The organism is Hahella sp. HNIBRBA332 (assembly GCF_030719035.1).
Classification (GTDB): Bacteria; Pseudomonadota; Gammaproteobacteria; order Pseudomonadales; family Oleiphilaceae; genus Hahella.
The window spans coordinates 1,730,965-1,744,408 of sequence record NZ_CP132203.1 but is presented as its reverse complement, the minus strand read 5'-3'; the positions used below and the strand labels follow the sequence as shown (position 1 = coordinate 1,744,408).

The window sequence follows — 13,444 nt, the reverse complement described above, 5'->3', positions numbered from 1 at the left end:
GTTTAGTCAAACAAGCTTGAGTCTAATTTTTTCCCATCACCCATTCGGCGGCATGCCCGGAACCCAGGTGCTCCAGAGTTCCCAGGTGACGATGAAGGCGTCGCTGTTGGTGGAGATGTCGAAGCGCCAGCCCATGGGTTCTGAGCCGAAGATGGCGAAGACGAATTCGACGCTGGAGGCCGGCAGGATGATGGATTGTTTGGTCTGTCCCGCCTGATCGGTGATGGTGATAGTGGTTCCCAGCACGTTGGCGTTGCGGATTTTAAACCACATGCCTTGGCCGCCCTGCACACGCAGCGAGGTATTGCTGTTCCAGGTTCCAGAAGTGAGCAGCCGATAATTGGCGGGGTTGCTGGGCGCTTCCATGGCGATGGAGTGACCGACGTAGGCGGAGAAGCTTTGCGCCGCCGGGTTGCGCATCCAGTCCGGCAGGCTGGGCAGGTGCGCGACATAAATGGGCGCTTTGTAGCTCATCTCCTGGCCCGCCAGGGTTGCCTGTTTCTGTTCAAACTGACGATAAGTTTCCGTGTACTGAGAACCGCGATTGGACGGACGGAAGCTGCTCATGCCCTGCTCCCAGGGATCGTTGATATGCAGAATCGTGCCGTCCGGCGTGCCGTCGCCGTGGATGCCAGTGACCACCCGGATATGAGGTCCGGGCTCCGCCGTGGCGATCCATAGAGGACCGTAGTTGCGCAGCAAGTCGACGAAAGCTTCGATCATGTAGGACTGCGGCGCTTCCGGGGTGAAGCCCCACACATTCATCACCCGCAGATCTTCGGGGTGCAGGCCGTTTTGATACTGCGACCAATAGCCCACCGCTCTGGCGATTTCCGAGGGATCAATACTCATTTGTTCGCGCCAGCCGACAATCATGGCGAATCCCGCCGCCCAACAGGAGAAACCGGTTTGCTGGGGCACCAGCTGCACGTTATAGCGCACATCGAAAGACTGGTTCATCGCCATCGCCTGCCGATGCGCCGCCAGCGCGTCGGTATAGTCAAAGGCGCGGCTATGTCCAAAAGCCGCCGGCGCACTGAAGCTGCGGGACGGAGCTGGAAGACTGCGACCGTAGGACATCGCCCGCTGCTCGCTCACCGCATCCGCCTGCCAGTGCACGACCTGAATGCGCATATAGCCGGTGCGGCGCACTTCCTCTTCGTATTTGGGAATGAACACGGCGATCGATTCTTCATAACGTCTACCGCCCGCCGGATCGACAATCTTGAACTTGGTGTTCTCCGGCGTGCCGTCGCCATGCATGCCAGTAATGATGCGGGCGTGGATCGCCCAGGGCTCGCCCGGCGCTTCGTCGGTGGTCACCCAGACCGGTCCGTAGTTGCGCAACAAACCTTCCCAGCCCTCCAGGCTGTAACTTTGCGGCGGTTCCGCCACCAGACCGGAGGTGGATATGAAAGTGGGTTTATCGTCGCCGGACAAACCGCCATTGGCGCGGAATATATTCACCCAGCGCTCGCCCACCGTCGCCAGCGCCTGCTCAATGGTCAACTGACGTTGCGAGCGCCAGCTTTTCAGCATGGTAAACACCGTCGCCCAACAGGTCATCCCGGAAGGCTGCGCCATGACCCAGAAATTTCCCGGCACGTCGTAGCTGATGGAGGAAAAGCTGTGGGCGGCGTGACGCCCCCGCCCCGGCCAGCGCGACACCCGGGCGCTGAGCCCCTGCCCCACTGGCGGCGTGCTCGGCGCTGGTGGAGCGGGTTGTGGCTGCTGCATACGGTCCAGCGCGCTACGCATTTTCTGTTGCTTGTTGGGTTTGGAGCGAGCGGGCGCGCGCGGCGCCAGTGTTTGTTCCAGGTCAGCCAGTCGGTTGCTCATTGTCGTCACCTGCTGTTTCTTCAGTGCGGTTTGCCTTGTTGTCTGTCTCGGTTTCCGGGATCGGTGGCTGCGGTGGGCGCTCAGCGCCGATCTCCGCCAGTTCCGCCACCAGATCAAACTCATCCAGATTCATGGGGTCCACGAAAGGACTTTGCACAGTCGGCGGCGCCGACAGTTGCGATGGCTGCGGAGGCGCTCCCTGCAGCTCTCTCTCAAAATGATCAAAACGCTCTTTTAAGGGCACGGCCCCCAGATCGAAGCTGTTCGCGTAGCGCATGGCCAGCCCCATCTGATCAAACACATCGTGGGAAGGATGGGCGGGCGCTGGCTCCTGATTCTGCGGCGTCCCCGAGGCGTTTGGAGCCGGAGGCGATGCGGGTTGCGCCTGAGACGTCAGCGGCGGCTCACCAGGCTCAGGGGCGGTCGACGCCGGCTGCCCGAGGATAGCGGCCAGATCCCGTTCGAAATCGTCTTTCGCTAACGCCAGCCCCGCATCCAGCGCCTGTTTACTCGCCGCCGTCACCCGCTGCGGTTGCGACTCCGTCAGCCAGTTAAGGTCATCCTCTTCCTCCTGCCGGCTGACCACCGCTGGAGACGCGGGTTGAGGGGCATTGGGCGATTCTGCTCGCAAACGCGGCTGAGACGCCGGCGCGTAAACGGGCGTGGAATCAGAAGGCGCCGGCGACGCCACGGCGGGATCGGGCCTGAATAAGTCGTCCGGCGAAGTCGGCCCGCTCAATGCGCGACTTTGAGAAACCGCCTGCGGCTCTTCAAAAGGCTCCACCCGAAAGCGCCCGGAATCCAGAGCGGAGAATTCGGGCGCGTAAGCCAGTGCGTCCGCCGCCGGCTGCGGATAGCTTGTTTGATGGCTATTCTGGTATTGGGGCTGATAACTTTGCGAAGCGCTCCAGGAGTGCGCCGTCGGCGCGAAGGTATTCTGTTCCGGTGCGAGTACAGGCGCGGGCGCAGGAAGCGGTGGCGCCTGTTCCTGATCCATCCGCAGCATGGTGCGTTGCGGCGGTTTATCCGCCGTCGCGGGCGCGGAGGGCCTGCGTCCCAGCACGCGGTCCTCCAGCGCTCTGAGACTCCGGGTCGGCTGGGCGACGCGCTGACCGCGCACCACCTCGATTTGCTCCCGATACCCAAGGGGCGACGCCGACATGCCCGTTCCGCGCCGGATCGCGTCTTGCCGTTTAAGTTCTCTGGCGTCGCTGCGTTCGGGATGGGCGTCCCGCGCCAGCGACTGCTCCAGTGATCGCAGACTTCGTCCCATAGAGGCGTCCCCTCCGAAGGTTCGTATCCAGTCAATGTTGGTTTGGCGAGTATCGCTACCGCGCCTGCTTTAATCTTTATCCTCAGAACTACGCTTTATCCTCAGAACTACGCTTTATTCTCAGAACTGCACTTTATTCTTGGGACTACGCATTAGGCCATGGACTGCGCTGCACTCTCAGGACTGCAGATTCAGTTGCATCACCGCATAGGGGTCCAGGGCGATGGCCAGGGCGTTGTCGCCGTCTTTAAGCGCCTGCCGCGGCACTTTCAGTCTCAACTCGCCGGCGTCCGCATGCAGTACTTCGGCTTTCTGGTTGTTCACCATGGCGGCCGGATAACTGGCGCTTTGCTGCAAGACAAAGTTACTGCCGCGCAGGGTCAGCTCCACCGCTTCCTCCTGCTCCGTCGCGCTCAGCGTGGACAATTGCGGCGACAATTTGCGCCGACGCGCCTTGTTGATCAGATTGGCGAGATCAGAATAGTCGAGGCTTTTTTCGCCGCCGGTTTTATCCTTCACGACGTTCTCAATATTCACATTGCGCTGGTTCAATTTCTCCAGATCCCGCGTAGAGGTGACGCCTATCTTGCGCAGGCTTTGCTTCACCTCTTCATCCACCTCGTCCAGGGTATCCAGTTGCACATCGTCCTTGTTGGGCGGCTCGTTGGCGCTCTCGCGAATCTGCCGACCGGTGATGGAGCCCAATTGAAAAGAAATCCGTGAGCCGCCGGTCTCGCCGGGTTTCACCATCTGAAACTTCACCTTGCCGTCCTCCAGCACCGGGAAGATATTCAGATCCAGCGCCACGTCTTTGACGGTGTAGGTCAGCTTGCGCGTCAGCCCCTTCAGGGACAGTGTGTCCTGCGCCTTATCCAGCTCCAGGATCAGCGAGTCCAGAAACTGCTCCAGATTCCAGGATTTGCTTTCACGCGTCGTCATCGTCGTTCAACTCCAAAGTGACCCGCAGTCTGTGCAACACCGGTTGCACGCTGGTTTCGATCCATTGGGTCGGCGGAGCCACGCCAACGGTGAAAACATCATTTTCATCCCGGAGCGACTGCAGCTCGATGGGCATGTCCAGCGCCAGACGTTCGACAAACAGGCCCAACAGTTGATCCGGTTGCGCCGGGTCGACGTCAAAGGCCAGTTGCGGCGTCAGAAAATCCTCCAGCATCGCCGCCAATCCAGGAAACTGGTCTTCCTGAGCAAGAAGCTCCTGATCCTGTGGCGGCGCCGGCTCAATGAGATCATCTTGATCACCGACCGCCACATTCTGATTGGGATTCATGGAGTCGCTCATTGTCGGCGCCCTATTGCAGGTAATTTCGCATCGGACGTCTGCGCCGCGGCGGCGCATCGCGCTCCACCTGCACGGGAAACAGCGTCACCTTGTCATTGAATTCCACTTCCAGCCCTTGAAACTGATCCGCGATATCGCGCTCGGAGAAGGACCGGGAACCTGACTGGGAGCGCGGCCGGGAATGTCTGTTCTTCATGCTTGTTTCACTCCCACGAAATGCACCATGGCGGGCATCGGGAAGCGTATGCGTTCTTCCGACAGGCCGCCGATCACGCCGTTTGCGTCCACGTTTTCCGCCCTGACCATCACCAGGGTCTGCATCTTGAAGACGGGAAACGCCCACAAGGCCGCAGACTCGCCGGGACGACCGCGGATTTGTCCCTGATGCTGCGCCGCCTGATTGAAGCGCTCGACAAAGTCGGCGCCGTTGAGCGCCTCCAGCGCCGCGTCGCTCAGCGCCTCTTGATCCGGCGCCAGCCGCGTCATCAGGTGATTCAGCGCATACAAGCTATATTCATACCCACTGCGCAAACGGATAGCGGCCCGCGGCCCTTCCTGTTCGGTGCGCACGTCGGAATCCAGCCTGGCGTTGCGATTGCGTTCTGGATTGAGGGTCAGGTAATAGCGGCTCTGGATATCCACTCGACGCGTATCGCTGTTAAACGGCCCCTCCCACAGACGATGCCAGTAATCCCGATAGGTTTCCCGGTCGCTTAGGGGAATGAGTTCACCGTCCTCCTCCACTCTGTCAAAACGATAGTCCCCCATCAGACTGATACTGTGCTGCACGGAGGTTCCCCGGCTCTGCCCCTTGCTATTGCGCCAGATCAGGGTGAGCACGACGATATAGTCTTTCTGCGGCGACAAGCGCGCCGAGACGTCCGCCTCCACACGCGGAATGATCTCCAGCGGGCCGGAACTGACGTCGCCCACCGGCTCGGCGTCCTCATGCACAATGCGCAAGTCATCCGCCTGTTTGATCTGCAGCATCAGCTCCGCGTCGCGAATGGCCTGGGGCGTCTCCACGGATAGAGGAAACTGCAGCGGCGCGCCCTGCTGATACAGAGACACTTCCCGCCCGAACACCACTTGTGTCGGCGCATGATCCAACAGCAAACGCACGCTGCCGACCCGCTTGTAGGGGCGTCCGCGACGGGCGGTCATGCCCAGACTCAAGCCCGCCAGCAATTGATGCAGCGCAGGATCGTCCACTCCCGGGTTAAGGGCGCGCAGATGCTCCTGCAATTGCTGGTCGGCCTGGAGGCCCAGGCGGGCGAAGTCGGTGATGCCGTTGATAATCTGGCCAGTCATGCGCTGCGGCGCGTCAATGATGCTCTGCACCGTCTGCGGGCTCAGCACCTGCTGCAGCAAAGGCATCAATGCGGGCAGCGCCGCCAATAACGCCGGGGCGACTTGAGCCTGACTGTACTGAGAGCGCGCCAGACTCAAATGACGACGTCTGGGCCCACACAACGATAGCCCACTGGCTCTGGCGGTCGCCCCGCCTTGCGCTGCGGCGCCGGCCTGAATCAGTTGTATGATCTGGCGCATGTTGTCTGGAGTAAGTATTTGTTGCGATGCAGGGCCCGCCGCACGCAAAGCCTGTTCCGCCAGATTGGCGATTTGCGCCACGGCGGTCTGGGTTCCTGCGTCCGCCCGCGGCGCGCCGCCGCCGGATACGCTGCGCACGACCTGTCCCGCCACTTGTCCTACTGCAGGCGCCACGCCGGCCAATAGAGAACCGATCGCCGGCGCCAGCATAGGCAACAGACTGGGCAGCGCGCCCACGATCGCATCAATGAACATTGGCCGGCTCAAACGCCTTTCCCGTAGATGAAAAGGCGCGTTATCCACTTGCCGCGCCATGGCTGTCTGTCTCTGATATGCAGGGGATACGGCTGTCATGATGCTGTCCTTTTTACTTGCCTGTGTCGCCCCTAACGCTAATCCCGCCGGTGGCGGCGGCTCGCCGCCCAGATCGCTGAGCAGGGAGACCGGCAAGGTCTCCACCGCAGAGATAGCGGGACCGGCGCCGTTTTCATCCCGGTAACTGGTGATCTGCAGCGCGCGTTTCTCTCGCGTCAGCATGGCGCGAGGAATGACGAACTCACCGCGCCCTCTCGCCTCCGGCCGCAGCGGGCCGATCAGGCTGGAGCGCCCGGCCGCGCCGGTCAGACGGGGCAGTCCGTTGGCGGTCTCGCTCTCGCCCTCCCCCAGGCTCCATCGCAGATAGCGGTTGTGACCAATGTCGAACCGCACTGCGACGCCATCGGGTCCGGGCTGTATCGCCAGGATCAGCGCCAGCGCCACGTGTTTATCTTCCCGCTACCGGCGCTGGCGGAGCGGCCGCCGGCGCCGCACCCGGTTGCGCAGCCACCTGCTGCGAGGGACCAAGCCGCGCGCCGCCGTCATTGCCGCCCTGATACAGCGCAGCGAAGTTATCCAGCTTGAAGTAGTCGGATTTGAAGGTGATATCCACCGAGCCCGCCACCTTCGCCGCCAGTTCCGTATTCGAGACGCTTTTGGCGCTGGACACAGAGATTTTGGTTTTGCGCGTGCTGGAAGTATGCCCGCCCTTGGGACCGCCGAAGATGGCGCCGATCAGGCCGCCGCTGGCGCTGACGCTGTTGCTGGAGGATTTGAGTTCCTGCAACGCCGCCTTGTCCGCCTTTTGCACCTGTTCGGTGGCCTTGATGTCGAACAGCACAGAGGCCTTTACGTTGCCGCGCTCCACCACCAGACGGGTGATGCCCATCAGAATGGTCTCACGCAGCATGGCGCGCTGCTCTTTCGCCATTTGAATCTTGGCGTCCATGATGCGGGCCTTGACCTGATTATCTCCCAGGTCCACCGGATCGCCGTTTCTGTCGGTCAGCACCACTTTGCGCGAGCCGTCGGCGTTTTCCTCATCACTGAAGTCCAGGCCAAACTCATCGCTGTTGTTCTCCGCCAGATAGCCGAAGGAGGCGGAGTCGTCGATAGCATTAATGAATTTGGAGACGGACTGGGTCGCCGCCTTCAGCAGCTTCTGATAAGACTCCATCTGCGCCAGGGTGACTTCCAGATTGGCGTCGAACACCCCTTTGAGCAGATCTTTGACGAAGCCGGGAAAATCCACCTCGTCAATAAAACCGCCCGCCAGCTCGCCGGCCTGATCGATGCGCTGATTTTTGTGGCGATCGTCGTCAATCATGTCGCTGGCTTTTTTCGGTCCCGCCATGGCCTGGCTTGGCAGGCTCTGCTGACGGCCATAAGGCGCAGGATAATGCGCGCCGCCATTGGCGTTCTGCGCCAATTGCTGATAGTTCTGCCGATAAACGTCCAGATACAAGGCCTTTTGGTCATCAATCCCCAACTGGTGAAATGTGGCCGACTGGGCCAAAGTCCTGCGCGTATATTCTCTTGCAATGTCTTTGATAGCCTGTTCACTCATGCGACTGGGCTCCCTGTTGGCCTGGGTTAGAAATCGTCGTCCTCGTCGGCGAATTCGAAATCATCCTCTTCCGCATACTCATCTATTTCCTGATCAGACGCGGAGGTGAAGTTGAGGATGTAGGACTCGGCCGCCTGCAGGAAGGCGATGAAATCCTCCTGCCGCACCGCCGCCTCGTTGTAATTGGCGATCCACTGGAATATACGGTTGCCGTCCACCGCCAATGAGCGATGCGCGGCGATATTGGGCGAGGCGCCGAATTCTTCCTTGGACAGCTTTTCGATCACCGTCCACAGGCTCTTACGGCGGTTGCCGCCGAAGTAGGACATGATTTCGTCATCCTTCAGGATTTCGAAGCACTCCTGCAGTTGCGCATAGAATTCCCGCGCCTGCACATGGGCCATGCCGGTGCAGTATTCGGTCAGGTTGTATTGCAGCTCACGGGTAGCCTGGTAGATGCGGGAGCGGGACACGGGTGAGAATTCCCCGGCGCCGTCGTCGACTTTTTCAGTCTTATCGATGTACTCCGCCACTTCCGCCATCAGGTTGCGCCACAACAAGGGGAAAGGTTCGTTGACCACCATGCGCGACAGCACTTCGGTGGAGCCCTTGTTCAACACCCGCCGATACACCATGCCGCGTTCGTCGAGCGAGGCGCGCTCTTCCCGCAGCTTCCAGTAACGGTATAAACGGGCGGCCGCCGGACCTTCCACCACATCAATGGAGCCTGCGGCCCAGTTCAGCACCAGCGCGTCCACCAGGCGGAACACGCCGAGGCGCTCGCCGAATTCGAAGATGTAATCCAACGCGCCCGCCGCCAGAATATTCTCTTTAACGACGCCCTGCTCTTCGACATCATCAAAGTGATCGACCGTGAAGTCCCATTGTCCGAAACCACGGCCGCCGCCTTTGCGCCGCGCCGCGTCCAGAGGATCCTCTTCGCCGCCGGCGGTGCTCAGGGCATAGTCGTAGGCGAGCGCGAAATGCTCGTCGTAGCCGCCCTTTTTGAGCTTGTCGATGTCGTCGATCTGTACGCCGCGATCCAGCAGGTAGTCGATCATCGCTGCTTTGACTTCCGGCGTGAACCGGGACTTCTCGATCTCGTTGCTCTCGATGTAGATTTCGAGCAACGCCGGCAACTGCCCCTGCTCGTTCACCGAATTAATCAGTTTTAATACCGCGGCCTCCAAGGCGCCGGGGTTAAGCGAGATTTTTGTGTTGCTAGGCATGGTTGACGTCCCGTTCGCTGATTACAGGCCGGCGCGAACCTGATGCGCAATCAGGTCGCACAATACATTGTCTTCGGCAAAATTGATGCGGTGCTTGGCCCCCACCAGTTTCACCACCTCCTGGGCGAATCGATCGAGAGGGCCATCTTCGCGCTCCAGCTCGAACAACACCGAATCGGTGAATCCCATTTCGTCCTTCACTTCCTCGTCCGCGCCGCTGCAACTCAGCAACTTGTTCAGCAACGCCGGATACACCGCCGCCAACACCACGCGTTTGCTTTCGCTGATGCGCAGGCTGTTGATGCGTTTGATCACCCGGTCCAGCTCCGTCGCCCAGCCCTTGCGGGTGATGAGCTTGCGCAGCGTGTTCTCGTTGGTGGAGTACGCTTCTTTCACTTTACTGAGCGCCGCTTCCGCCAGTGGATCGATCTTGCTGGCGCGGACGTTCACCTTGAGCAGGTTGCTCTCCGCGTCCGGCCGTTGCTTCTCCAACAATTTGCTCCACTCGTTCTTCAAGTCGCCGAAGTCGAGAGCGGACGACGCCGTGACGGTGGTTCCCGCCGCAGTGCGGGCGGAGGACTCTTTCTTCTCTTCAGTGGTAGCCATATCGTTCTCTCCTTTGGCCAAGCTTGAACTCGAGATAGCGCATCGCATCCGCCAGATTCAGTCTCCCGTATCCGGCTTTGCGGTGTTTGAAGCGATTGTCGATTTTGTCGCTGGTGTGCTTGAGGATATGTTTGATCTGCCCGTCGGAAAGCGTGCGTCCGGCTTTGCGGGCATAGGATTTCAGCAACGCCACAGCGCCGGTTACGAAGGGCGCGGCGTGGGAGGTGCCGGTTGAAAACGCGTATTCGTTGTCCAGATAGGCGCTGTAGACGTCAACGCCGGGAGCGATAAAGGAGACCTGGTCTCCGTAGGTGGAAAAGTCCGCAACTTGCCCTTGCGCGTCCATTGCGCCGACAGCGATGACTGTTTCAAAAGCGCCGGGGTAATACATTTCCTGTAACCCGTCGTTGCCGGACGCCGCCACAATGGTGACTCCTTTCCGATAAGCGTAGTCGATAACTTCCTGGTGAGGTAGGCCGCCTCCCTCATGTCTTACGCCTAATGACATGTTGATCACATGCGCGCCTTGATCCACCGCATATTTAACGCCGGCGTTAATATTTTCGATGAGGCCGGCGCCAACCCGGCGTCCCTGTTTTTCCATGGCGGCGAGCACGCGTACGGGAATCAGTTTGCAACGGGGCGCCACACCGCCCGGCATGCCCTGCCCTTTACCCACGATAATGCCGGCCACATGGGTGCCATGGCCAACCTCGTCATCGGCAATGGCGTCCGCGTCGATATAGTCGCCGATGAATTCACTGGCGCCGTCGAGAATGTTGACGAAGTCATAGCCGCCGCGGATAGCATGGCGCAGTTCGGGATGGTCCAGCTCGACGCCGGTATCCAACACCGCCACCACAATGTCGCTATCGCCCTGGCTGAACGCCTGCGCCTCTTCCAGGAAGATGGCCTCCCGCGAGGCGCGGTCAGTGCGCGCGCTCATGGCTGCGCTGCGTGGATTCAGCTCCATTTGCCCGATATCGCCGGGAGCGGCATCCTCCACTTCCGGCAGCAGACGAATATCCGCGATCATGTCGGGAGGAATATCGCCATCACGGGTCAGGATCAGCCGATAGACGCGATTCAACCCACTGGCGACCTCATCCTCAGACCAGTTCGACCCCGCGGGCTGATATTCCCGCGTAGCGAAAAAGGACAGTCGATGCTGATGAAAGATACGATCAACGTCCGGCAGAAAACGCTCACGCTCCAGCCGCCGATTGCCCAGCAACTGCTGCCAGTGAGGCAGATCCTCCAGCGCCGCTACCGGTCGCCGTAATTTGATACGCACGTGGTTCTTCATTGTTATAGATTCGATCCGCTGAATTCTTGCGCATACGATCACTGATTTCGGTGAGCTATGCGTGAGCAAGCTTCATTCCAATTTTCCAGGCCATCAGCAACCCCCGGATGCGCCGAGCGATATCCGCGTTTCAAGCTAAGCCCAAGCAGAGATTCTCAGTGCAAACCGGGTGTATTCCGACCCGCAAAAGTCAGGCGGCGATGAGTAACCAGCCCCTCTTTTCACCGGACTCTCCAGGCCAAAGCCGCCAAGAAAGCACCACCGGTACGCACTGGGTTATTTTTTACCCAGACTGGGGCGCCACGGCGCCAGATCGTCCCTAATCAGAGTATTTGAGCGTGTACAGAAAGTAGGATTGGAAACCAAGAATGGGTAAGATAGCGCGCAACCCGCGAACCGGCCTAAGCCGTATGTGCAATCGCCCAGCAACAGAACTACTCGGATACACCCATGGACGAACATTCCATCGACAAAACCGGCGCCTTATTCAACCTCTTTCCTGACGCCGCGAACCTGTTCGCCTCCCCGACCCAATAATCGTTAGCAAAACAGTAGTGACAGGCAGTTGGAACTCCCCATGAACCTCTATGACCTTTTTCAAAACTTCAAAATCTCCCGAGCCCATGGCGAAGCACGCAATGCCAAAACCAGGGCGGAAGGCATCGCCGTAGACGTGCGCCTGTTAGAGAAAAAAGTGGAAAAGCTATCCCACCTTTGCCAGGCCATGTGGGAAATCATGGAAGAAGACGGCTGCTCCAGCGCCAGACTAAAAGCCAAACTGGCGGAAGTTGAAAAGAAATCCCAAACCTCAGCCGGGAAAACCTCCGTGGTTTGCAACGAATGTGGACGAAAAGTCAGCGCTCGGGCGATAAGTTGTTTTAACTGTGGGGCGAAGCTGAATGGCTAATCACGCACCCACTGGGCATTTACTATGAATTACATACTCCATCGCCTCAAACCTGAGGACTGCATAAGAATTCAACGTGATCTCAACGAAGATTTGCCAGAACGCCTTTCTCATTTGGCCACTTCAGCAGGTCCAACACCTGGAATAAGCTTTGAATATGCAACGCCCTACGGAGCCGTCTGTCATCTCAATCCTTGGGTAACAGATACATCGAGAAATCACTATGCCGTAGAGATTGTTTATGTGTTGGGCGTGGGTAGAGTTTTCTTATATTTAGATGGCGAAAAATACCTCCTCGAAACCGAATATCAGACTCACACCCTTAAGCCGCTGGCAATCGAAGACAACGAGAAGAAGAATTGGGTTAAGACTGAAGCAGTTGAAGCCTTAAGGGTGCTTAATCGTGGGATGTATTATTTCGATGAGTGACAAAATTAAACCAGTACATAAATCGGCGCCAACGAGAGCCAACTCTATATGGAAATCGAGCCGTAAGCTTCGATGGTGCACTTATCTTTTACTACTTTATTTTATTCTCAGATATACATTTTTTTTAAAGATAACGACCATGTTTCTAACGAATATTGGCACGTACTTGAGTACTGGGGATGAAGAAAGATTTATCCGCGAAGTAGGCTACACGGGAATTACCATAGAAAAGCTTACTCACTCTCTGCCTTCTGACGAAGAGATGGTTGATAACTTCCATAAATACAGGAATGACTTCCTTAGACTGGTGGAGCTTCAGTACCATTATAGTTACATACTTGCGTTAGTCGCAGAGGGTAATCAGGGAAAGATAACTTTAAATAGTGAAGAAAAAGAACTAATAAAATCAGCAGCACAGGTGTCGTTCACTTGGGAGAACACCGATGAGGGCAAAGACATTATCGCCAGAACAGGGGTTGTTGGAATTGATAGTGGCGCCAGTTGGTTAAATAGACCATATTCAAAAGATTATAATCAAAGAAGCGCAGCAGCAACGCTATCAGAGAAATCCAGATTTAGAGAGCTAAATATATATACTAATAATTCAAAGGCTTACTCCGCAAAACTTGGCTTACTTAAAAAAGAATACCTTTACATCCCCCAACCTCAGAAATTCCAGAACGGATGGCTTTTATCCACTACTGACCATAAAGGCGAAAACAGTAAAAGATTCCAGGTAGCGTCTTCTCTAGACTGGTACTGGATATATCCATTTAACTGGACATTAGACTGGCCTTCTGATAACACCCATAAAGAGCCATGTCTGATAAAGCCAATAGAAGAGCCCTATTGGTATATAAAACTATGCAGAAGTTAGAGACCCTTTTCAACAACATTAGCCCCAGGTAAAAAGCCTGCTCCTACATCCATATACTAGCTGCATCTAACGCCCTAGCGATCAGCAAAGAGAATCCAAGTGTTTCACTCATACATTTCATCGTGCCTTAAAGATCGAAAATATTTCTTTATTTTGATCACGATATCGTTAATTACAACCATATCATCTACTTTAATATTTTACAGCAGGATCAATAGCTATATTGATCCTCATTGGGGGCGGAT

General features: G+C 57.5%; 13 protein-coding genes. 3 read left to right on the top strand and 10 right to left on the bottom strand.

What is annotated here, in order from left to right; all coding sequences use genetic code 11:
- Nucleotides 1-36: 36 nt before the first annotated feature.
- The 10 genes from O5O45_RS08165 to O5O45_RS08120 form a co-directional block, all read right to left on the bottom strand.
- A complete protein-coding gene (locus O5O45_RS08165) occupies nucleotides 37-1,839 on the bottom strand; it encodes a papain-like cysteine protease family protein (RefSeq protein ID WP_305904723.1) in 1,803 nt (600 codons plus the stop codon).
- Nucleotides 1,820-3,112: a hypothetical protein gene (locus tag O5O45_RS08160; protein ID WP_305904722.1), complete on the bottom strand. Its 1,293-nt coding sequence runs from the start codon at nucleotides 3,110-3,112 to the stop codon at nucleotides 1,820-1,822. The genes O5O45_RS08165 and O5O45_RS08160 overlap by 20 nt, the downstream gene beginning before the upstream one ends.
- 177 nt (nucleotides 3,113-3,289) lie before the next feature.
- On the bottom strand, nucleotides 3,290-4,051 hold the full coding sequence (locus tag O5O45_RS08155; protein ID WP_305904721.1) for a hypothetical protein: 762 nt from the start codon (nucleotides 4,049-4,051) through the stop codon (nucleotides 3,290-3,292).
- Complete coding sequence (locus tag O5O45_RS08150; protein WP_305904720.1) at nucleotides 4,038-4,412, bottom strand: hypothetical protein; 375 nt, start codon at nucleotides 4,410-4,412, stop codon at nucleotides 4,038-4,040. The genes O5O45_RS08155 and O5O45_RS08150 overlap by 14 nt, the downstream gene beginning before the upstream one ends.
- Nucleotides 4,413-4,422: 10 nt before the next feature.
- A complete protein-coding gene (locus O5O45_RS08145; RefSeq protein ID WP_305904719.1) occupies nucleotides 4,423-4,608 on the bottom strand; it encodes a hypothetical protein in 186 nt (61 codons plus the stop codon).
- A complete protein-coding gene (locus O5O45_RS08140; RefSeq protein WP_305904718.1) occupies nucleotides 4,605-6,722 on the bottom strand; it encodes a hypothetical protein in 2,118 nt (705 codons plus the stop codon). Before O5O45_RS08140 ends, O5O45_RS08145 begins: the two co-directional genes overlap by 4 nt.
- A 4-nt stretch (nucleotides 6,723-6,726) precedes the next feature.
- On the bottom strand, nucleotides 6,727-7,845 hold the full coding sequence (locus O5O45_RS08135; protein WP_305904717.1) for a hypothetical protein: 1,119 nt from the start codon (nucleotides 7,843-7,845) through the stop codon (nucleotides 6,727-6,729).
- Nucleotides 7,846-7,871: 26 nt separating this feature from the next.
- The gene (locus tag O5O45_RS08130) at nucleotides 7,872-9,074 is read right to left on the bottom strand and encodes a hypothetical protein (RefSeq protein ID WP_305904716.1); all 1,203 of its coding nucleotides are present in this window, start codon (nucleotides 9,072-9,074) and stop codon (nucleotides 7,872-7,874) included.
- Nucleotides 9,075-9,095: 21 nt separating this feature from the next.
- A complete protein-coding gene (locus tag O5O45_RS08125) occupies nucleotides 9,096-9,680 on the bottom strand; it encodes a hypothetical protein (RefSeq protein ID WP_011397686.1) in 585 nt (194 codons plus the stop codon).
- Nucleotides 9,667-10,974 (bottom strand): S8 family peptidase, encoded by a 1,308-nt coding sequence (locus tag O5O45_RS08120; RefSeq protein ID WP_305904715.1) that lies wholly within the window; start codon nucleotides 10,972-10,974, stop codon nucleotides 9,667-9,669. The genes O5O45_RS08125 and O5O45_RS08120 overlap by 14 nt, the downstream gene beginning before the upstream one ends.
- Nucleotides 10,975-11,563: 589 nt before the next feature.
- On the opposite strand from O5O45_RS08120, the gene O5O45_RS08115 reads away from it, so the two are divergent.
- The 3 genes from O5O45_RS08115 (at nucleotide 11,564) to O5O45_RS08105 (ending at nucleotide 13,199) form a co-directional block, all read left to right on the top strand.
- Nucleotides 11,564-11,893, top strand: coding sequence for a zinc ribbon domain-containing protein (locus O5O45_RS08115; protein WP_305904714.1), 330 nt, complete (start codon nucleotides 11,564-11,566; stop codon nucleotides 11,891-11,893).
- Nucleotides 11,894-11,917: 24 nt separating this feature from the next.
- The gene (locus O5O45_RS08110; RefSeq protein WP_305904713.1) at nucleotides 11,918-12,322 is read left to right on the top strand and encodes a hypothetical protein; all 405 of its coding nucleotides are present in this window, start codon (nucleotides 11,918-11,920) and stop codon (nucleotides 12,320-12,322) included.
- Between the two features lie 139 nt (nucleotides 12,323-12,461).
- On the top strand, nucleotides 12,462-13,199 hold the full coding sequence (locus O5O45_RS08105) for a hypothetical protein (protein ID WP_305904712.1): 738 nt from the start codon (nucleotides 12,462-12,464) through the stop codon (nucleotides 13,197-13,199).
- Nucleotides 13,200-13,444: the final 245 nt, after the last annotated feature.

Excerpts from the sequence above, each read along its gene's own strand:
- O5O45_RS08165 (WP_305904723.1), bottom strand. The coding sequence starts at position 1,839 with ATGAGCAACCGACTGGCTGACCTGGAACAAACACTGGCGCCGCGCGCG.
- O5O45_RS08160 (WP_305904722.1), bottom strand. The coding sequence starts at position 3,112 with ATGGGACGAAGTCTGCGATCACTGGAGCAGTCGCTGGCGCGGGACGCC.
- O5O45_RS08155 (WP_305904721.1), bottom strand. The coding sequence starts at position 4,051 with ATGACGACGCGTGAAAGCAAATCCTGGAATCTGGAGCAGTTTCTGGAC.
- O5O45_RS08150 (WP_305904720.1), bottom strand. The coding sequence starts at position 4,412 with ATGAGCGACTCCATGAATCCCAATCAGAATGTGGCGGTCGGTGATCAA.
- O5O45_RS08145 (WP_305904719.1), bottom strand. The coding sequence starts at position 4,608 with ATGAAGAACAGACATTCCCGGCCGCGCTCCCAGTCAGGTTCCCGGTCC.
- O5O45_RS08135 (WP_305904717.1), bottom strand. The coding sequence starts at position 7,845 with ATGAGTGAACAGGCTATCAAAGACATTGCAAGAGAATATACGCGCAGG.
- O5O45_RS08130 (WP_305904716.1), bottom strand. The coding sequence starts at position 9,074 with ATGCCTAGCAACACAAAAATCTCGCTTAACCCCGGCGCCTTGGAGGCC.
- O5O45_RS08125 (WP_011397686.1), bottom strand. The coding sequence starts at position 9,680 with ATGGCTACCACTGAAGAGAAGAAAGAGTCCTCCGCCCGCACTGCGGCG.
- O5O45_RS08115 (WP_305904714.1), top strand. The coding sequence starts at position 11,564 with ATGAACCTCTATGACCTTTTTCAAAACTTCAAAATCTCCCGAGCCCAT.
- O5O45_RS08110 (WP_305904713.1), top strand. The coding sequence starts at position 11,918 with ATGAATTACATACTCCATCGCCTCAAACCTGAGGACTGCATAAGAATT.
- O5O45_RS08105 (WP_305904712.1), top strand. The coding sequence starts at position 12,462 with ATGTTTCTAACGAATATTGGCACGTACTTGAGTACTGGGGATGAAGAA.